Origin of the sequence: Flavobacterium terrisoli, from assembly GCF_030167905.1 — a bacterium.
Taxonomy (GTDB): domain Bacteria; phylum Bacteroidota; class Bacteroidia; order Flavobacteriales; family Flavobacteriaceae; genus Flavobacterium; species Flavobacterium terrisoli.
Genome location: NZ_JARGNA010000002.1, coordinates 324356 through 344215 on the forward strand (window position 1 = coordinate 324356; position 19860 = coordinate 344215).

At 36.9% G+C, this 19860-nt stretch carries 17 protein-coding genes; 12 read left to right on the forward strand and 5 right to left on the reverse strand.

Annotation, left to right across the window (positions count from 1 at the left end; genetic code table 11):
* Positions 1 to 3 precede the first annotated feature (3 nt).
* The 4 genes from P1K33_RS03455 to xrtF form a co-directional block, all read right to left on the reverse strand.
* A complete protein-coding gene (locus P1K33_RS03455; RefSeq protein WP_284651465.1) occupies positions 4 to 2025 on the reverse strand; it encodes a TonB-dependent receptor plug domain-containing protein in 2022 nt (673 codons plus the stop codon).
* Between the two features lie 80 nt (positions 2026 to 2105).
* The gene (locus P1K33_RS03460; RefSeq protein WP_284651466.1) at positions 2106 to 2525 is read right to left on the reverse strand and encodes an HYC_CC_PP family protein; all 420 of its coding nucleotides are present in this window, start codon (positions 2523 to 2525) and stop codon (positions 2106 to 2108) included.
* A 40-nt stretch (positions 2526 to 2565) separates the two neighbouring features.
* Positions 2566 to 3009 carry an exosortase F system-associated membrane protein gene (locus P1K33_RS03465; protein WP_284651467.1) on the reverse strand — a complete coding sequence of 148 codons (444 nt, stop codon included), beginning with the start codon at positions 3007 to 3009 and terminating at the stop codon, positions 2566 to 2568.
* The gene (xrtF, locus tag P1K33_RS03470) at positions 2984 to 3541 is read right to left on the reverse strand and encodes an exosortase family protein XrtF (RefSeq protein ID WP_284651468.1); all 558 of its coding nucleotides are present in this window, start codon (positions 3539 to 3541) and stop codon (positions 2984 to 2986) included. Before xrtF ends, P1K33_RS03465 begins: the two co-directional genes overlap by 26 nt.
* A 70-nt stretch (positions 3542 to 3611) precedes the next feature.
* Between xrtF and P1K33_RS03475 the strand changes: the two genes are divergently transcribed.
* The 11 genes from P1K33_RS03475 (at position 3612) to rpe (ending at position 17708) form a co-directional block, all read left to right on the forward strand.
* Positions 3612 to 4067: an XrtF-associated fRMsr-like GAF protein gene (locus P1K33_RS03475; protein ID WP_284651469.1), complete on the forward strand. Its 456-nt coding sequence runs from the start codon at positions 3612 to 3614 to the stop codon at positions 4065 to 4067.
* Positions 4068 to 4172: 105 nt separating this feature from the next.
* Positions 4173 to 4442 carry a 30S ribosomal protein S15 gene (gene rpsO, locus P1K33_RS03480; RefSeq protein WP_162127217.1) on the forward strand — a complete coding sequence of 90 codons (270 nt, stop codon included), beginning with the start codon at positions 4173 to 4175 and terminating at the stop codon, positions 4440 to 4442.
* Between the two features lie 139 nt (positions 4443 to 4581).
* Positions 4582 to 6738, forward strand: coding sequence for a polyribonucleotide nucleotidyltransferase (locus P1K33_RS03485; protein ID WP_284651470.1), 2157 nt, complete (start codon positions 4582 to 4584; stop codon positions 6736 to 6738).
* Positions 6739 to 6895: 157 nt separating this feature from the next.
* Entirely contained in the window at positions 6896 to 7576 is a 681-nt protein-coding gene (locus tag P1K33_RS03490) for a hypothetical protein (RefSeq protein WP_284651472.1), read from the forward strand.
* 270 nt (positions 7577 to 7846) lie between these two features.
* Positions 7847 to 8677, forward strand: coding sequence for a hypothetical protein (locus P1K33_RS03495; protein ID WP_284651473.1), 831 nt, complete (start codon positions 7847 to 7849; stop codon positions 8675 to 8677).
* Between the two features lie 54 nt (positions 8678 to 8731).
* Positions 8732 to 10045, forward strand: a complete 1314-nt coding sequence (locus P1K33_RS03500; RefSeq protein ID WP_284651474.1) for an Lcl C-terminal domain-containing protein — start codon at positions 8732 to 8734, stop codon at positions 10043 to 10045.
* A gap of 12 nt (positions 10046 to 10057) precedes the next feature.
* A complete protein-coding gene (locus P1K33_RS03505) occupies positions 10058 to 10612 on the forward strand; it encodes an RNA polymerase sigma factor (RefSeq protein WP_284651475.1) in 555 nt (184 codons plus the stop codon).
* Positions 10602 to 12149: a hypothetical protein gene (locus P1K33_RS03510; RefSeq protein WP_284651476.1), complete on the forward strand. Its 1548-nt coding sequence runs from the start codon at positions 10602 to 10604 to the stop codon at positions 12147 to 12149. Before P1K33_RS03505 ends, P1K33_RS03510 begins: the two co-directional genes overlap by 11 nt.
* 104 nt (positions 12150 to 12253) lie before the next feature.
* Entirely contained in the window at positions 12254 to 15862 is a 3609-nt protein-coding gene (locus P1K33_RS03515) for a DUF2339 domain-containing protein (protein ID WP_284651478.1), read from the forward strand.
* 82 nt (positions 15863 to 15944) lie between these two features.
* Positions 15945 to 16808 (forward strand): sigma-70 family RNA polymerase sigma factor, encoded by an 864-nt coding sequence (locus P1K33_RS03520; RefSeq protein ID WP_121311792.1) that lies wholly within the window; start codon positions 15945 to 15947, stop codon positions 16806 to 16808.
* Between the two features lie 237 nt (positions 16809 to 17045).
* The gene (rpe, locus tag P1K33_RS03525; RefSeq protein WP_284651479.1) at positions 17046 to 17708 is read left to right on the forward strand and encodes a ribulose-phosphate 3-epimerase; all 663 of its coding nucleotides are present in this window, start codon (positions 17046 to 17048) and stop codon (positions 17706 to 17708) included.
* A gap of 2 nt (positions 17709 to 17710) precedes the next feature.
* Here rpe and P1K33_RS03530 read toward each other — a convergent pair whose 3' ends face one another.
* Complete coding sequence (locus P1K33_RS03530) at positions 17711 to 18709, reverse strand: GntR family transcriptional regulator (RefSeq protein ID WP_284651480.1); 999 nt, start codon at positions 18707 to 18709, stop codon at positions 17711 to 17713.
* Between the two features lie 103 nt (positions 18710 to 18812).
* Here P1K33_RS03530 and P1K33_RS03535 point away from each other — a divergent pair, with 103 nt between their 5' ends.
* Positions 18813 to 19859: an aldose epimerase family protein gene (locus tag P1K33_RS03535; RefSeq protein WP_284651482.1), complete on the forward strand. Its 1047-nt coding sequence runs from the start codon at positions 18813 to 18815 to the stop codon at positions 19857 to 19859.
* Position 19860: the final 1 nt, after the last annotated feature.

Consider the following 19860-nt stretch of genomic DNA (forward strand, 5'->3'; position numbering starts at 1 on the left):
TTTTTATTTTATTTTAAATCTTAATCCTGCGTAATACATCGCTCCGAATACCGGCGCGTATACAATTGACGTGTCAAAAGTTGGGCCAAAAGGATTATCAGCCCCCAAAACTGCTTTGTGCTGACTGTAATTCCCTATGTTTTCTCCACCGATATACATTTCAAATGTACTCGAAAAAGTTCTGGTAATTTGCGTATTCATCGTAGAAAATGAAGGTGAAAACTCTGGTAATTGGTCATGATGCGGATTGGTCGACGTATTGGGCAACTGTTGTTTGCCTAACCAATTCCAGGTAAAATCAAATTTCCATTGTCGTCCTTTTTCCACTATGTGTGTGGCATACTCCACATTTCCAAAGAAACGGTGTTTGGCCTGTAAAGGTCTTTGATAACTTCCCGAAATATAATCTGTCGAGATGTCATAATATTTATAGGCTGTTCTCAAATTCAAATGCTTGATGATTTCGAGATTGAAATCAAACTGCAGGCTATTGGCATAGGACTTTCCATCCAAATTATAAAACAACACTTCTTGTGGTGAATTCATCACATCAACCACTGCTTGGTTTTGGAAATCGGTTCTATAGAAATCAATCGTCGTATCGGCATTCATGCCAAACAGCTTGAAATTCTGGGTAAAACTCATCCCATAATTCCAGGCAATTTCAGGATCTAAACCATAGATTTCTCCATTGGTATTCAAAACCGAAAAGGTTCTGGAGCTGGCAAAAAGATTTTGGTTTTCGGCAAAAATATTCGCCGCACGCTTTCCTCTTCCGGCAGAAAAACGCAATACGGCTTTGTCCCACGGATTGTATTTTACGTGCAATCTTGGGGTAAAAAATGCTCCTAACCTATTGTGGTAATCGATTCGTCCGCCGAGAATATAACTGAACTTATCGTTGTCATCAAAAGTGTATTCAAAGAATGCCCCAACCGAATTGTCTATCCTGCTTACGTCAGCCAGATTTACAAACTCAGCATATTTGTCATAAGAGAAATTCAATCCTGTAGCAAACTTGTGCATCGTATTGCTGATAATCGAATTGAAAATCAGGTTCGAATAATAACTCTGCTGTTTGATGTCATACTGGTTTAATCCAAAATAAGATTCCTGATTGTGGCTACTAAAGGCATTTTGAAAACCGATGCTTTGGTATGGCATTTCCTTGAAGACATAACCAATCTTAGAAGAGAAATCCAAACGCTCAGTATTGATTTCAGAACCCCAATAATTGGTCGTCAATCGGTCTCTGTCAGGATCAAAATCGAGTTGACCGGTTTGTTTTTTGTCGTTCATATAGCGGACATTCAAAAACGAAACCCAACCGGTTTCCGGATTGTTGTATTGCCAACGATTGGCAATGTTAAATTGTTTGCCTAACGGATTATCCATAAAGCCATCGTCGTTCATGTCGTTTTTGGAAACGCGTGCATTGCCGTGAACAAACAAGCTCGTCGACCATTTATCGGAAACTTTTTTGTTGAAATGGGTATTCAATTCGTAACGGCTTCCGGTGTCACCATAAGCATTTACGAAAAATGGAATATCGCCAATCGGCTTAATCAATTCGGTGTTAATCTGGCCTGAAATACTTTCGTAACCATTGACAACGCTTCCGGCACCTTTGGTGATTTGGATGCTTTCTACCCAGGTCCCGGGTGTAAAAGACAATCCATAAGCCTGCGAAGCACCGCGAACCGAAGGAATATTTTCCTCGGTAATCATGATATACGGACTGGTCAGCCCAAGCATTTTGATTTGTTTGGTTCCGGTTAAAGCATCCGAAAAATTCACATCGATTGACGGATTGGTTTCGAAGCTTTCTGCCAAGTTACAACATGCGGCTTTGAGTAATTCCTTACTCGTAACCAAAGTCGTATTGGCCGTGACATTGAGTGATTTTTTTATTCCCTTTCGGCTGCCTTCTACCTTAACGGTTTTCAAAGTATCCTGTTTTAAAGTTTCTTGTGAAAAGCTTAAGACAGAAAACAACAGCGTTAGGAATAACAGTGTTTTTTTCATTGTTTGTTGATTTAAAATTAATTCTATTTCAAATGATTCTCAGCATAAGCCATGAGAATCCGAACGGAATTCAGATTAAATCAGGCGTAAAAAGTGTATTGACAGTAGAGTTTGTAAAGCGGCGGTGCATTGGAATCGCAATAGAAAGCCGCATTCTCATTTGAGATTTTCGCAGTTTGAACCGCAGCAGAAGTATGGCTGCTATATTCTGAGAAAAAAGCAGGTTCAAAATCCAGGGAAATCGTCTTGATGATGATTTTCTCGGTTTTGTTTTTAAGGTTTATTTTCTTGTCAGAACAACATTTTTTGTGTGTTGTTTCAGGTTTGGCACAACAGGTTTTTTCAACCACAACCGGTTCATCACAAACCTCTTCCTGTGAAAAAACAGAAGAAACTGAGGCTATTTTCCCTTCGCAATAATGCACCGTAAACGCCAGACCCGAATTGGAAACCAATATCAGCAAGGCGGTTAAAATACTTATGTGCTTTTTAAAATTCATGTTGCAAAGATAATTAAATACGAAAAAGCTTTCCTTAAAATTAACTTATTCTTTTTTGGTAATAAAAACCGGGAATAAAAAGCATTATAAAAATAGGCTGGATTAAAAATCTTCTGAGATAAAATAGTGTCATTTTGTTTTCTTCTCCAAAGAATGTCAGCACAAAGATGAAACTGATCATCAGTATGGAACCCAAAATCATATAGAGTAACATCGAAAACTTGACGATTTTTTTATCCTTAAAAATGACGTACAACAAAAACAGGGAAATAACAGAATTGATGTAAAATCGAAAGCCTAAACTGAAAAATAGCTTGAAGACATTGAATTGCGGTAACTTTGAATGTGCATATTCCGTTTTGAAATAAGCCAGAAACGGATCATAAAACAATTGGTCTTCAAACACTCTGATTAAAACCAGAAGCAGAGTCAGAAAAAAAGCCCAAAACAGTTGTGTCTTATTTTTTAGGAGTTGTTGTAGCATGTAATGAAAATTTATTGACCCAAATAACCCAAAGCAAAAATACAATTCCGTAGATAATCAACGGAAAAATAACACCATGGAGAATGTGTTCATATTCCGGAAAACTATATAATGCAACGCAAAGCAAAGCAATTCGGGCAATATTCAGGATATGGATTAAAACACTTCCGAGCAGTATGAAAATGATGGTTTTTTTGAATTCTCCGGTAAAAGCGATTACAAATGAAATAAACAGGATAATCACACTCAAAGCGTTGCAACCTTCAATAATGCGGGAAATATATTTGCCTTTGTATATGATTTTGATGCTGGGTTCTTTTCCGTGTGACTCGATATAGGCACCGGCATCAAACAAAGTCAAGACCGATTGGGTTTGATTGGCCACCAATTGTGAAAACGAATCGATTTCATTTCTTTCCACATTAAACCGGTTCAGATAAGATTGGTAAATGATGGTTAAAACCAAATACGTCAGCAAAAACTTCCCCAGAAAAAGTAAAAACGGTTTGTATTGCAGCACTAGGTTTTTCAAAATGGAATTTTTAACAAATTTATATAAAATAAAAAAAGTGCAGTCGTTACTTTTGCATAAAAAATTGAAAATGAATTTCGAAAACTTAAAACCACAGGTCATTGCCATACTTTCTGAAACCAATGTCGAAAGAGATTTGAAATTGAAAAGGCTTTGCCAATTCCTGTCGGACAATGTGGATTACTACAATTGGGTTGGTTTTTATTTTGCCAATCACGACAACAAAACTTTACACCTCGGGTCATACGTTGGCGCCGAAACGGATCATACGGTAATTCCGTTTGGAAAAGGCATTTGCGGCCAGGTGGCCGAATCCAATGCCAACTTTGTCGTTCCGGATGTTTCCGCACAGGATAATTATATCGCCTGCAGCTTTACCGTAAAGTCGGAAATCGTCGTGCCGTTATTTGTAAATGGCATTAACATTGGGCAAATCGATATTGACAGCCATGTGATTGATCCGTTTACGGAAGCCGACGAACGATTTTTAGAGTTTGTAAATGAGGAAGTTGCCAAACTTTTTTAAGTTATTGCGCTCTTTTTATTTGCCTAATCAAAAAATAAAATTACCTTTGCACACGAATTAGGAAAACCTTAATTCATACATAATAATCATTTAAATAATATTGGCATGTACTTAACTAATGAAGTTAAAGCAGAAATCTTCGCTAAACACGGAGGAAAAGCAGAAAACACTGGATCTGCAGAAGGACAAATCGCTTTGTTCACATTTAGAATCTCTCACTTAACTGAGCACTTGAAAAAAAATCGTCACGATTATAACACTGAGCGCTCGTTAGTTCTTTTGGTAGGTAAAAGAAGAAGTCTTCTTGACTACTTGAAGAAAAAAGACATCAACAGATATCGTGAGATCATCAAAGAATTAGGTATTAGAAAGTAATACATAACTAAAGAGGTGCCTACGCGCCTCTTTTTGTTTTAAAAAATAAAAAGAAAAGTTTCGGTTTTTCATTGGGTTACAAACAACTACTACAACAACTACAACACAACTAACCTAATTGTTTAAACGAATTAATTTTATGATTCCAAAAGTAACCCAAGAAACAATCGATTTAGGGGATGGAAGAACCATCACAATCGAAACAGGTAAATTAGCCAAACAAGCAGACGGTTCTGTTGTTGTTAGATTAGGCGACTGTATGCTTTTAGCAACAGCCGTATCAGCAAGAACATCAAACCCTGGTGTAGACTTTTTACCATTAACGGTAGATTACCGTGAAAAATTTGCCGCTGCAGGACGTTTTCCGGGTGGTTTTTTCAAAAGAGAAGCCCGTCCGAGTGACAGCGAAGTATTAACCATGCGTTTGGTGGACCGTGTTTTACGTCCGTTATTCCCGGATGATTACCACGCCGAAACCCAGGTGATGATTCAGTTGATGTCGCATGACGAAAACGTGATGCCAGATGCATTAGCCGGACTAGCTGCCTCAGCTGCCTTGGCTGTATCCGACATTCCTTTCTACAACTTAATTTCTGAAGTACGTGTGGCACGTATCGACGGAAAATTGGTAATCAATCCAAGCAGAGCGCAATTAGAATTATCAGATATTGATATGATGATTGGTGCTTCTTTGGATTCGGTTGCGATGGTAGAAGGTGAAATGAAAGAGATCTCAGAGGCTGAAATGGTGGAAGCCATCAAATTTGCACACGAAGCAATCAAAGTTCAAATCAACGCCCAGTTAAGATTACAGGAAGCTTTTGGTAAAAAAGAAATCCGTACTTATGAAGGTGAAGTGGAAGATGAAGCAGTTTACAAAAAAGTAAAAGCAGCAGCCTATGACAAATGTTATGCTATTGCTCAGGAAGCTTCAGGCAAAAGTGAGAGAGGCGAAAAATTCGCAGCAGTAAAAGAAGAGTGTAAAGCTTTGTTTACTGAAGAAGAATATGCTGAAAACGCTGACTTGGCCGGATTGGTTGGAAAATATTTCTACAAAACCAATAAAGAAGCGGTTCGTAACGTAATCCTTGAAAAAGGGATCCGTTTGGACGGAAGAAAAACTACTGAAATCAGACCAATCTGGTGTGAAACTGATTATTTACCATCAGTTCACGGTTCGTCTTTATTTACCCGTGGAGAAACGCAAGCTTTGGCTACCGTAACTTTGGGAACTTCAAGAGAAGCCAACCAAATTGATTCTCCATCAGAACAAGGTGAAGAAAAATTCTATTTACACTATAATTTCCCACCATTCTCAACTGGTGAAGCCAAGCCTTTAAGAGGAACTTCAAGAAGAGAAGTTGGTCACGGAAACTTAGCTCAAAGAGCTTTAAAAAATATGATTCCTGCAGATTGTCCTTATACCATCCGTATTGTATCTGAAGTTTTAGAATCTAATGGTTCTTCTTCTATGGCTACTGTTTGTGCCGGTACTATGGCGTTGATGGATGCCGGAGTTCAAATGGTAAAACCGGTTTCGGGTATTGCTATGGGATTGATTACTGACGGTGAGAAATTTGCGGTTCTTTCAGATATCTTAGGTGACGAAGATCACTTGGGTGACATGGACTTCAAAGTAACTGGAACAGCAGACGGAATCACCGCTTGTCAGATGGATATCAAAATCGAAGGATTGAGATATGACATTATGGAACAAGCCTTAGGTCAGGCACGTGACGGTCGTTTACACATTTTAGGTAAATTGACTGAAACTATTGCTACACCGAGAGCTGACGTTAAGAAACACGCTCCGAAAATCATCATGAGAACCATTCCTGGTAACTTCATTGGTGCCTTAATCGGACCTGGTGGAAAAGTGATTCAGGAATTACAAAAAGCTACGGGAACTACTATCGTTATTAACGAAGTAGACGAACAAGGTGTTGTTGAAATTCTTGGAACTGATCCGGACGGAATTGCAGCAGTATTGGCGAAAATTGATTCTATCATTTTCAAACCAACTGTTGGTGAAGCTTACGAAGTGAAAGTAATCAAAATGTTAGATTTTGGTGCTGTTGTAGAATATACAGCTGCTCCAGGAAATGAGGTTTTATTACACGTTTCTGAATTGGCTTGGGAAAGAACTGAAAACGTTGCCGATGTTGTAAAAATGGGTGATGTGTTTATGGTAAAATACTTAGGTGTTGACCCTAAAACCAGAAAAGAAAAAGTGTCGAAAAAAGCACTTTTGCCAAGACCTCCAAGAGAAGAGAAAAAAGATGCTCCACAAGGTTAATCCAATTTATATTAATTCATAATAAAACCCAACTCTTTACTGAGTTGGGTTTTTTATTTTTAAATAAACTGAAAAAAATAACATTTAAACGATTTTATTTCGCCAAACACAATCATCTGACTAACTTTAAGTTAACTAACCATAAAAATGTATCATTATGAAAAAACTATTTTTAGCCCTAATTTTCAGTTCGTTATTTCTTTCATGCTCCAGCGATGATTCCTCCGGACCGCCTTTATCTGATACGCCAGATGCAAAAGTCCAATACGACGACAGCAGTTTCGGAATCTACAAAGGTGTTTTTGTCGGCTCATCAGGAACTGTATTCATTGATGTGTACAACGGCGAAACAGCTACTGCAACACTAACCATCAACGGTTCATCAAAAACGTACACGGCAGCTGAAAAAGTGGCTGAAGATTTCGACATTGTGGGATTGACATTTACCAATGGAAGCAATTCTTTTGATTTTAGCGTTAACGGTGACGGCTCAAACCCAACGGTAAGCAACATAAACATCAGCGGACATGCAAATGCCCGAATGGCGATTCTAAAAGAATTCCACAACTCTTTATGCAGATGCTATGTAGGCACTTACAGCGGCGATGACTCAGGTGTGCTCAATGTGGTTATTGAAGGAAGTATCGTAGACGGATGGGCAAAATCGGATGAAGGTAACAGCGTCTTTAATTGTGATGGCACCTTTGGTGGCAGTGCATTATGGGGAACATTTGAAGGTGGCAGCTTTAGTGGACAAATGAATGGCAATACCATAAGCGGTGGTTGGTCAAATGACGCTTCTGAATCGGGTGGCTGGCAGGCCAAACGAAAACTATAACGCTTTAAAAATATAATTTAATAGAAAAAACCAATTCATTACTGAGTTGGTTTTTTTATTTTCATCATCAACGCAACCTTTTCATTTTTTTTAGTCTTCATCCAGACAGATGATTATAAATCATCTCGTCGGTGAGCCGGAATAATTGTGGTTAATTATAGATAAAGCCCTGATTCAGTACTTTGAATCAGGGTTTTTGATTTTTAACTATCCGGTCGCGCAACCTTATTGACTTTCATACACTATTAAATATAAACCAAAAAAAATACTATGAAAGCTAAAAATCTATTCGTTTTAGGAAGCATCCTAACCTTATTTGCCTCATGTGACAACAGCAGTGACGCTACAGATGATACTACAGAAATGAATCTTGCAAAGATTGAAAGTTTCTATACCAACACCGGCAACCCAACTTCCAACAACAGGAAAGTAACTTATTTTGAAAATAATCAGGCCGTTGCCGATTCCACATTTGATTATCAAAATCAATTTTTGCGCAGGACTGTAGTTACTACCAACGGACTGACAAAAACGATAAAAGTTTTTACAAATGCAGGTGAATTAGCTGAACATCATGAAGAAAACTATGATTCTCAGGGAAGGATTGTCGGAAGACATACTTATGAACCGATTTCGGCCTTATTCTTTACTTATGTCTACAATGTTGATGGTACAGTTGACTCAAAACATTACAATGATGAAACTGCCGAAATGGTTACATTCAGAACATTTACCAAAAACACCGCAGGATTGTTATTTAAGGAAAACTTCAGCGCCTATAGTTTTACCACTGGTCAAATTGAAGATTATGAATACAATGCCAACATCCAGAATCAAAAGCTGGTTTCTGTAAATGAGGCTGGTGTAACTACAACTTTTCAGTATTATCCAAATTCAATGCCTGCGAATATGCTAAAATCAGTCAATGAATTGAACAACATAATCATAAAATCAAATGAGCTGAGAAATTTGGCTTTCACCGGAAATTATTATTATCAGCAAGACAACAGCATTACAACTTTCAACAATGAGAATTATATAACGCATATAATATCAACCAATAACAATGTGACCACAGAGAAGTTTTACTATTATGAGTAATCGCTGACGCAACCTTTTTGACATTTAATTACTTTCTATAAAATGCTAATGATTATGAAAAAATTAAACCCTTTTTTAAAAATAGTTACACTACTCTTTTTAGCCCTTACCATCAACAGCTGTAAAGACCTTGACGATAATCAAAGTCTGACTGTTCCAAATGCTGAAGACTTAATTCAGAAAGATGACGAGTTGTTCAATTTGCTGGAACGCATAACCAACGAGGAAGATGACCCTCTGGTAGACATTGTTTGCATTGATTTTATTTACCCGTTACACTTGGTTATTTACAATTCAAATCTTGAGCCTGTTGGTTCTGTCACTATCATTGGCGATGATAATTTCAGTGCTTATCTTGGTGTGCTGCCCGCTGACCAATATTTAAGCATCAGTTATCCCATTTCAACAACGCTTGCAGACGGAACCGAATTTACTGTAAACAACAATACCGAACTGAAATTGGCCATTGACAGCTGTTCCAGGGAAGATATTATCGCCCAATGCGGTAGTTTATTTCACACTTCAAGTGCAGGAACATTAGTGCCATGTGTTTGGAAAATCCAATATGACGCCTTAGGTGACAACAAATATTTAAGCGGTTATTTTGATGTCAATATTGACGGAACCATAAAGTTTTATTACGACAATCAGATGTATATCGGAAGTTGGTCATTCCTTTTTATCAATGACGAACTTCACATCAACATCAATTTAGAAGGCACATCCCAAATTGCTTTAGATTGGAACATCAATAGAAAAATAATATTCACGGGTGATGAAATAACCATTGTAAATCCACCTAAAAACATCAATCTGAAAAAGACCTGCCAAGACATAGAAACTTATGCTATTGGTGACGAAGGTCCGGCGGGAGGAATTGTATTTTACGACAAAGGTTCTTATAGTGAAGGTTGGCGATATGCTGAAGTAGCACCAGTCGATTTGACTTATTTTGAATGGGGTTGTGCCAATTCAACGATTGCAAATTCACAAAGCCCAGCTATTGGGAAAGGCTTGTACAATTCCGGAGCGATATTGAATTTTCATGATGCACTGACCGATTTTTATACCAATCCGGTAGTTTGCAGTAATTTAAACAACGGAACGGTGGCCGCCAAACAAACTTTAGGCTATGTGTTAAATGGTAGAAAAGATTGGTTTTTACCTACAGAAAATGAATTAGCTTTGCTTTATACCAATTTACACCAACAAAACCTTGGCAATTTTGCCAATACCGTTTATTGGAGTTCAACTGAAAATGATGCGACCACAGTCAAAACCATTGATTTTTCAACCGGACTAAGCGTAATGAGTTTAAAAGTACCGACAGCAAACTCTGTCAATGTTAGGTGTATTCGTTATTTTTAAAAAAACCGTTTTTTGAGTTTAGAAGATTTAATAAAGGCCTGCCGAAAGCAAAACAGCAAAGCACAAGAAGAATTATACCACTTGTATAAGAACACTCTTTTTGTGCTAAGTCTAAAGTATTGCCAAAACGAAGCGGAAGCCGAAGACAATTTGCACAATGCTTTTATTGAAATTTTCACCAACATTAAACAGTATACCGGCAAAGGTTCCTTTGAAGGCTGGATGAAAAGAATCACCATCAATAAAGCCATCAATAGCTATAAAAAGGCCTATCAGTTAGCACCAATCAAGGAAACAGATTTCCCCGATACTGATGTTACTGAAAACGAACTGGATGAATTTTCATTAGATCAAATTCTTTCGCTGATTCAAAACTTACCCAACCAATATAGACTTGTTTTTAACCTATATGAGTTGGATAACTATTCGCATGCCGAAATAGCCGAAATGCTGAATATAACTGTTGGCACTTCAAAATCAAACTTGCACAGGGCCAAAATGATTTTGAAAGAACAGATAAAAAAAAATATATCAGTCCATGATATGAGTATGAAATATGGAAAATAAAAAAGATATCGGAAAAGCCATTAGCGACAAGCTGAGTTCCCTGGACAAGACGCCAAGGGAAAACGTTTGGAGTGGCATCAGTTACGAACTTCAAAAGAAGAAAAAACGAAGATTTGCTTTCTTTTTCTTTTGGACAAAAGCCATCGGGTTGCTTCTTATCGGAGCGATTGCCGCTTGGTATGTTTATGATCAAAATGGTGGATTTGATTCGGCTTTGCCAAATAATTCTAAGGAATCAATTATCGTTAATGGTAATGACGGATATACAAACACGGAGAAATCAGGCGACGGAAATACAAACACAACCAATGCTGCTGAAGGAAATACTGAAACCGATGGTCACAAATTAGGCGCTGACAATAATACTGTTGCGGACAGCGAAAATGCCATTGACAACAAAAATAGCAATCGCACAAAAAATAATGCCGGTAAAGAAAGCAATAACACAAAATACAATTCTGTAAACGGTAAAAACAAAAAAACGAATGCCAAAGCCGGCAAAAGCAATAATTCGAAATCCAATTATTCAAAAGCAACAAAAAACACCCAAGGCACAAAAAACAAAGGCAAATTGAGCAAAGCTAAAGCCAATCAATTGGCTAAAGCCGGCACTAAAAAATCGGCCAAAAATGGCCAAAAACAATCTAAAGCGGAAACAGATCTTTCAAGCCTAAAGGAAACCAAAACAACTACGGATAACACAACCCTTTTTGACCCAACCTCATTACAAAACAATGCTTCGGCAGATAAAACCGCAGAAATCAACAGCAAAAAAACCGATTCGCTTGTTGCCTCCAAAAAAGAAAATAAGAAAAAAACGCTGAAACCCGAAGAAAAAAAAGAGAAAGACAGCACTAAAACTGATCCTGGTTTTACCAAATTTTATGTAGATACCTTTGTATCACCAACGCATTATGGCTATTTTTCCAATTTCTCAACTTTAGACAAAGATTTGAATGCCAATGCCACCTCAACGGATATTGAAATGAATTATGGTTTCGGATTGAGTTACCAATTGACCGAAAAAGTGCTTATCCGTATTGGTTACAGTAGAATAAAACTGAACTATACCACCAAAGACGCCATAATAGATACGGCGAATTATAGCGGCATTAAGTACAAGCCCGGAATCAACAACCAATCTATCCTTGCTGCTTCAAACGGCGCGGAAACGATGGACATTACACAGAATATAACCTATACCGAAATCCCGTTGGAAATGAGATACCGCTTTCTTGACAAAAAATTTGGGATGCATGCCATTGTTGGATTTAGCTTTGTTATTCGCAACGATGATACAGTAACCATTAAAACCGATAACGGATATACCCAGAACATTGGTAGAACCAAAGGCCTGTTAGAGACTTCAGTTTCAACCAATATAGGTTTTGGTGTCGATTATAAAATTTTCAATAAAACAACATTTTTCCTGGAACCAACGCTGAATTATCAAGCGATTTCATTTGAAAAAAGTGATTACAAGCCTTACTATTTTGGCCTGCATATCGGCTTCAGATATGCTTTAATAGATAAATAAATTGAAGTTAGTTGAAAGATAAAACCCCGATTCTCTTTTTGAATCGGGGTTTTTGATTTGCATCTGATTAAATAGTTATATTTGATTTACTCAAAACAGTACTTATGGGATTTATTATTTTCGTCTTAGCCATTTGCATCATTATCTTATTTATTAATTTCAGTAATTTAAAGAGTGACAATAAGTTTCTTAAATCCATTTTGGAGAGATATTCAACAGATTTGTCTCATTTGAAAAATGAAATCGAAGAACTCAAAAAATCTTTTGAACATAAGCCTTCAACCGAAGAAATCAAGCCAACGGCTCCGGAAATAATTGTTCCTGAGACCATAATCGAAGAGCAAATTACAACTGTTACTCCTATTGATATTCCAGTTCAGGAAGCGCAACCTGTAGTTGAAGAACCCAAAACTCCGGACCCGAGCGAAAGCGAATTGGCGAAGCAATTACCGATACTCAATTATGAAAGCCATCCGTTGCCAAGATACGAAAAGGCCAAAACCTTCGAAACTGAAGCTCATCCTGAAAAAGATTTTGAAAAGAAAGTCTATGAAGAAAGTGCTTTCTCCATTTTCATGAAAAAAGCCGAAAAACAATTTGCTGACAACTGGACCGGAATTCTCGGAACTGCCATTATGGTACTTGGAATTGGTTATTTGAGTATTTATACGGCTTTAAAAGTGGCACCGCTTTACAGGGTTTTAATCTTATGGGCTTATGCCGGATTATTGATTGGTGCTTATTATTTTCTGGAGAAAAAGGAAAAATGGACCAAAACCGGGCTTTGGCTGCGAAGCGCGGGCGCGAGTTTGTTTTTGTTTGGCTGTTTTGGCGCTTCGCAAATCGAGCCGCTGACTTTTATTCACAATAATGTATTTGGTTATTCCTTAATCGGACTGGGAATTGCGCTTAATTTGTATGTTGGTTATATTATCAAAAAACAATCATTTCTATCACTTCACGTGATTTTGAGCATCCTGATTTTATGTGTCATCCCAGAGAAGTTATTGGTCACTTTTATTTTGGCCGCAATTACATCAACCATCGGAATTATTTTGTCCTATAAGGAAAAATGGGAATATCACTTGCTGATTGTCATTGGTGCTTTTATCATTTTTGACATTTGGTTCAACGCCGAAGGCACTTCTTTGTCTGCAACCGAAAATATCCTCGCTATTCTAGGCATTGTAATGGTTTCGGCGAGTTGCATGTTTATGCAATACCGAAGCGTTTATGAAAACACCCATTTTGACAAAGCCGCTTTTATCACGCATTTGACCAATTGGATTTTATTTGCCATTGGCTTGATTTTACATTCAACCGGAAGTCATTTCAAGACTTTCATCCTGTTTGCCGGAGCAATTATTTGCTTCTTTATGGCAGTCAAAGCCAGGCAGAAAAAAATATTTTGGCTTTACAACCTGGACGGAATGATCGCGTTTATTCTTTGTTCGCTGAGTATCATCATGCTCAATGATTGGTCTGTCGGTTTTGATATTATTGCCTGCATCCTATATTTAATGACCATTGCTTGCCTGTTTGTGGTTTACCAACAAAAAGAAGCTTTGTTGTATAAAATATTCCTTGGCATCAATCATTTTATCGGTGTTGCGCTGATCATTTTCTGCGCTTTGATGATAAGCGATTCATTGGCAGCCGGTCAAATCACCAATGCTTTGGCAACATCCATTGCGCTTTCGGTCATTGCGCTTTTAGTAACGGTATTCACCTCGATTAAGAAAGATTTCCTGACTGTTGATTCGTTTTATGGCGAAAATAGTTTGAGCCTGAACGGATTGCTATCCATCGTTTTTTCGTTGTTTGTCATTTTACGCCTTAACGACATTGTTGGAAATTCATTTTATTATGCTGTCATCATTTTAGGCCTGCTTTGGTGTTTGCTCAAAAGAACTTACGATTCAAAAACATTTGATATTGGAAGAGTATTCTTTTTAGGGGCGAATCTGTTGACCGGAATACTTATATTGAATACTCAGGAAAAATCATATGCCGATTTGATTTTCTTCCTAGGATTATTGGCTGTCATTAGTTTCAACTGGACACAGAAACGCTTTTACGACAACTTATTTATCATTCCGTTTTTATGCATCGTAGGATTGAATATTGCCTTAGTGGTATTATCTTTCAAGTATTTATCGGATTATTATATTCTTCCGGTTTTCAGTTTGTTTGGGATTGCCTTGCTCAATCACGAATTTTTGTGGTATAACTTTAAAAAGAAATATTTGGGCAACGAAAATGAAACACTGCTTTATATTTTCTATTACGTCTTAGCCTTCATGGGAAGTTTCATTTTGTTCTGGAATGCCTCACAACTTACCAATACCGAACTCGGTCTGACTTGCCTCGGAATTTCTATTATAGAAGCTTACGTTTTATTTGCTAAAAGAATTCGAAACCAATCAGAAAAAGCAATTTCAATTTGGAATAACTTTAATCTTCTAAACTCTGAATTATTACTCTACAATGCGCTTTTGTTCGGTTTTTTCTGTATCCAAACCGAATACACAACGTTGCTTTTATCTGGTTTGACCATCATAGCTTTCCTTTCGTTCCAAAAATTCGAAGAATTTAAGCGTTATAGTAATTATGCATTTTTAATGATAATCGGCACGATTGCCTTTTCAATTTACCAGTCGATTGACAATGTTGACTCGATAAACAAAACCATACTGTACATTACTCAGGCTGTCAGTATTTTGATTTCGGTTGGCTATTACTACTTATTATCTAAAACCGAAAAAGGAAAGAGCAATCTTTTCTCAACAACATTGCCGCATCTTCAAAATTTCTGGATAGTCGTTTTACTGTTTATCCAAGTAGAATTAAATTATCTTCCGGTGTTGTTTATGGGATTGGCATTACTGAATTACTGGCTGATTTCAACTGAGAAAATCAAAATTGATCTTCACACGGCTACCTGTATTGGCTTTTTGGGAATTGTTATTTCCATCTTCCATAGCGTTGACAAACTCAACAGCTTTGATTTGCCGGATTGGGCATTGCAATTGGGAAGTGTAGCCATGGGAATTGCATTTGTTTTTCTTTTGAGCAAAAAAGAGGAAATCGAAAAGTTAAAAACCAACTACCAAATTGTACTGAATCTATGGCTGTCAATCATTATGTTCTGCCAGTTGGAACACAAATGGCTTCCGGTATTTTGGGCTGCAACGGCTATCTTAAATCTTTTCCTCTACTTCCGAAAAATTACGCCACAAAAAAACATCAGCATTGTTTATTATTTATTGGCCAATTTGCATTTGGGCTTTATCAGTTTCAAATTTTACGAACCTGACTTCTTGACGGTTTATCTTCTGATATTTTTGCTTTTGGGCATTTATATTTATTTGGCATACAAATGGATGGAAGAATTTGCCCTTAAAAACAGCCTCATGATTTATCCGGCAACACTGAGTATTGGTTGCTTCTTATTCCTTTCGTTTGACAAAGGCGTGTTGACATTCTTCTGGATTTTGGAAGCTTTAGGCTTACTGATTTTAGGTATATTGCTCAAGGAAAAATACTTCCGCTATGTGTCATTATCATTGGTCGGCCTTTGTGTTGTCAGATTAATGTTCTTTGATTTATCTAATACCGATTTCTTAATCAGGGCTTTGGTTTTATTAGGCGTTGGTGTAGTATTATTAGTAATGAATAGCCTATTTAAGAAGTATAAAGATAGATTTGATTAAAAAAACATTATGCTTTTGTAACTTTTTTGTTTTTTGCAACGTATAACCACCTGAACACTTTAAAGTAAAGGAGAAAAAGTAAATGAGACAACTCAAAATAACCAAGCAGGTAACTAACCGTGAAACTGCTTCCTTAGACAAGTACCTACAAGAGATTGGAAAAGTAGATTTAATTACTGCCGATGAAGAAGTTGAATTAGCACAAAAAATAAAAGCCGGAGATCAAAGAGCCTTGGAGAAATTAACCAAAGCTAATTTGCGTTTTGTGGTTTCTGTAGCTAAGCAATACCAAAATCAAGGTTTAACGCTTCCCGATTTGATTAATGAAGGAAACTTAGGTTTGATTAAAGCGGCACAACGTTTTGATGAAACCCGTGGTTTTAAATTCATTTCTTATGCGGTATGGTGGATTCGTCAATCTATACTTCAAGCTTTAGCTGAGCAATCTCGTATTGTACGTTTGCCTTTGAATAAAATTGGTTCTATCAATAAAATCAACAAAATGTATGCTTTATTAGAGCAATCTAATGAGCGCGCACCTTCTGCTGAGGAAATTGCAAAAGAATTAGACATGACTGTAAATGACGTAAAAGAGTCTATGAAAAACTCTGGTCGTCACTTATCAATGGATGCACCGCTTGTAGAAGGAGAAGATTCTAACCTATATGACGTTTTGCGTTCAGGTGAATCACCAAATCCAGATCGTGAATTGATTCACGAATCATTGCGTACCGAAATTGAGCGTTCTTTAGAAACCTTAACTCCAAGAGAAGCAGACGTTGTGCGTTTGTATTTTGGTTTAGGTGACCAACACCCAATGACTTTAGAAGAAATTGGAGAAACTTTCGATTTAACCCGTGAGCGTGTTCGTCAGATTAAGGAAAAAGCGATTAGAAGATTAAAGCATACTTCAAGAAGTAAAATTTTAAAAACATATTTAGGTTAATCCTAATAACGATAACAACAGTCTGATTAACTGTTCGTTTTTTGATTGATGATTGAAACTCCGGCTGATTACCGGAGTTTTATTTTTTGCACGGCAAATAAAACTCCAGTCTGTTCGAGTTTCACTCTCGAGTTCCCGGAGTTTTACTTTTTATGGAAGCCCAAATAGTTACCAAAATTAAATTCGTGCATTCGTGGCAAAAAAGTATCTTTGCACCAACAACACAAACTTTTTAAAATGAAAAATACCCTTATTGCACCGTCAGTTCTTGCAGCCGATTTTGCTAATCTTCAACGCGATATTGAAATGATTAATGCCAGCGAAGCCGATTGGTTCCACATCGACATCATGGATGGTGTTTTTGTTCCGAACATTTCTTTCGGAATGCCTGTTTTAGAAGCGATTTCAAAACACGCCAAAAAAACAATTGATGTTCATTTAATGATTGTTGATCCTGACCGATACATCAAAACTTTTGCTGCTTTAGGCACCAATATTTTAACTGTTCACTACGAGGCCTGTACTCATTTACACCGAACATTACAAGCCATCAAAGCCGAAGGCATGAAAGCTGGGGTGGCTTTGAATCCTCATACTAATGTGGCGCTTTTGGAAGATGTAATTAAAGACATTGATTTGGTTTGTGTGATGAGCGTGAATCCCGGGTTTGGCGGACAATCTTTTATTGAAAACACTTACTCAAAAATAGAGAAGTTAAAAGAGTTAATCATCCGCAAAAATGCTTCAACGCTTATCGAAATTGACGGCGGCGTAACCGATAAAAACGCTAAAAAATTAGTTCAAGCCGGAGCTGATGTTTTGGTAGCCGGAAACTTTGTTTTCAAAGCTCAAAATCCAATACAAACCATCGCTGATTTGAAAAAAATCACCACAGTATAATTCTAAATAGAATGCCTTAGTATTAATTTGGAGTTGTTCTTGATGTGCAACTTCAAATTAGTATTAATCATTTCAGCCAAAATTTTTCCCATTTCATTAAAATCAGTTGAAATAGTTGTAATCCCATTTTCCACCACTTTTTTGAGCGAAGTATCATTGTATGATATAATTCCATAATCAATTCCCAAAACAAGATTCTGAATTTTGGCTTGTTCAATCACATTGACCAAATGCCTGTCACTCGGAATGATAAACAAACTTCCTTTTTTAATCTCATCATTCTCAAAAGTTGAAATTACCGAATGCCGGCAATTATTTTCCGCACAGAATTTTTGAAAACCGGTTACCATTCCAATCGGTTCCTTATTTCCGGGAAATATCAATATCAACTCATCATACTTTCTAATTTTATCCAATCCATTCATTAGCGCATCATACATATCAGTCACAAAATCCTGATAAACTGCCGGATAATCAATCAAAGCTTCATTGGTTTGGTCCAAAATGTAAGTATCATTCAAAGGCATCGTCTTTATAATTTCAGAAGCAACATCAAGATTGGATGGCATGATGATATACTTTGAATAATTCCCTTTGCTCTCATTAACCAGTTTTTTAAACATGTCCAAATTAAAATGATGAAAGAAAATATCAATCTGGAAGTTCTTATTGGCATGATAAAGAAAGGAAGTGTACAAATCTTCCTTAAACGCATTCAACTCATCAAAAAGCAGAAAAATCCTTTGCTCTAAAGTAAATTCAACGCTTTTCACATAATAACCTTTCCCCAAAACTGCATAAATAATGCCTCTTTTTTTCAATTCGTCATACGCCAGCAAAACAGTATCGCGCGAAATGGAAAACTCCAAACTCACTTTATTTACTGAAGGCAATTTCTCATCGCGTCTCAATCGCTTTTCCGCTATAGCCATTTCCACCGATAATACAATTTGTTTGTATTTGGGCTGAGCGGACTGAGGGTTTATGTTGATGATTTTCATCTAATTATAATTAACTGGTGGTAAGTTACAAAAAAACTGGTAGGTAGTGGTATGGATGAAAAAGATAAAACAATAATTTCGTTATCAGATTGATAAAAAAGTCATGATAAAAAATAAAATTTCACAAATTAACAGCTCTAAAAATACGAAATTGCTTGGTTTTACACCCGACAATAATGAAGTTTTACGCTATACTTTGACTAACCAAAACGGGATAGAATTTTCCGTAATCAATTATGGTGCAACGATTACGGCTATAAAAATTCCGAATTCCAATGGAAAAAAAACCGATGTGGTTTTGGGTTTTGATACATTAGAAGATTATATCAACTCCTTTGATTTACCAAGCGCACCTTACCTCGGAACGGTTGTCGGAAGATATGCCGGCAGAATCAATAATGCATCCTTCTCATTAAATGAAAAAAAAATAGAACTTTCTAAAAACCACAATTCACATCAAATTCACGGTGGATTGAATGGTTTCAGCAGAAAATTTTGGGAAGTAACCTCAATCAACGAAAAGCCTAATCCTTCTATCACTTTAGAATACACCAGTGCTCATAACGAAGAGAATTTCCCCGGAGAGTTAAAGGTGAAAGTGACTTATACTTTAACCGAAAACAACGAATTAAAAGTAACTTTTTGGGCAAAATCAAATGAAGACACTATCGTCAACTTGACCCAACACAGTTATTTCAACCTTGACGGACATGCCAAAGACATTGGTGGTCAAAAATTGTCTGTCAATGCAAAAAAAATATTAGAAACCACAAATGAGCTGATTCCAACCGGAAATTATACCGATTTAAAAAATCATGCTTTCGATTACTCTTCGGCTAAAGATTGTCCAACATCTATCGACAATACTTTTGTTTTAGAAGGCTGGGAAGCCGCAACGCTTTATAGTGAAAAAACCAAAATAAAAATGACAGTCGTTACCAATCAACCCGCAGTTCATATCTATGTTGGCGGTAATTGTTTTGGTCAGATAAAAGGAAAAGAAAATGCCAATTATCACCCGACCAGTGGCATTTGTTTTGAAGCCCAAAACTTCCCTGACGCGCCAAATCATAGTCATTTTCCAAATTCTATTTTGAGAAAAGATGAAGAATATTTGCACCAAACTACATTTAAATTTGAAAATCTATAAT

Coding starts and splice junctions, on each gene's coding strand:
- P1K33_RS03455 (WP_284651465.1), bottom strand. CDS start 2,025: ATGAAAAAAACACTGTTATTCCTAACGCTGTTGTTTTCTGTCTTAAGC.
- P1K33_RS03460 (WP_284651466.1), bottom strand. CDS start 2,525: ATGAATTTTAAAAAGCACATAAGTATTTTAACCGCCTTGCTGATATTG.
- P1K33_RS03465 (WP_284651467.1), bottom strand. CDS start 3,009: ATGCTACAACAACTCCTAAAAAATAAGACACAACTGTTTTGGGCTTTT.
- P1K33_RS03475 (WP_284651469.1), top strand. CDS start 3,612: ATGAATTTCGAAAACTTAAAACCACAGGTCATTGCCATACTTTCTGAA.
- rpsO (WP_162127217.1), top strand. CDS start 4,173: ATGTACTTAACTAATGAAGTTAAAGCAGAAATCTTCGCTAAACACGGA.
- P1K33_RS03485 (WP_284651470.1), top strand. CDS start 4,582: ATGATTCCAAAAGTAACCCAAGAAACAATCGATTTAGGGGATGGAAGA.
- P1K33_RS03490 (WP_284651472.1), top strand. CDS start 6,896: ATGAAAAAACTATTTTTAGCCCTAATTTTCAGTTCGTTATTTCTTTCA.
- P1K33_RS03495 (WP_284651473.1), top strand. CDS start 7,847: ATGAAAGCTAAAAATCTATTCGTTTTAGGAAGCATCCTAACCTTATTT.
- P1K33_RS03500 (WP_284651474.1), top strand. CDS start 8,732: ATGAAAAAATTAAACCCTTTTTTAAAAATAGTTACACTACTCTTTTTA.
- P1K33_RS03510 (WP_284651476.1), top strand. CDS start 10,602: ATGGAAAATAAAAAAGATATCGGAAAAGCCATTAGCGACAAGCTGAGT.
- P1K33_RS03515 (WP_284651478.1), top strand. CDS start 12,254: ATGGGATTTATTATTTTCGTCTTAGCCATTTGCATCATTATCTTATTT.
- P1K33_RS03520 (WP_121311792.1), top strand. CDS start 15,945: ATGAGACAACTCAAAATAACCAAGCAGGTAACTAACCGTGAAACTGCT.
- rpe (WP_284651479.1), top strand. CDS start 17,046: ATGAAAAATACCCTTATTGCACCGTCAGTTCTTGCAGCCGATTTTGCT.
- P1K33_RS03530 (WP_284651480.1), bottom strand. CDS start 18,709: ATGAAAATCATCAACATAAACCCTCAGTCCGCTCAGCCCAAATACAAA.
- P1K33_RS03535 (WP_284651482.1), top strand. CDS start 18,813: ATGATAAAAAATAAAATTTCACAAATTAACAGCTCTAAAAATACGAAA.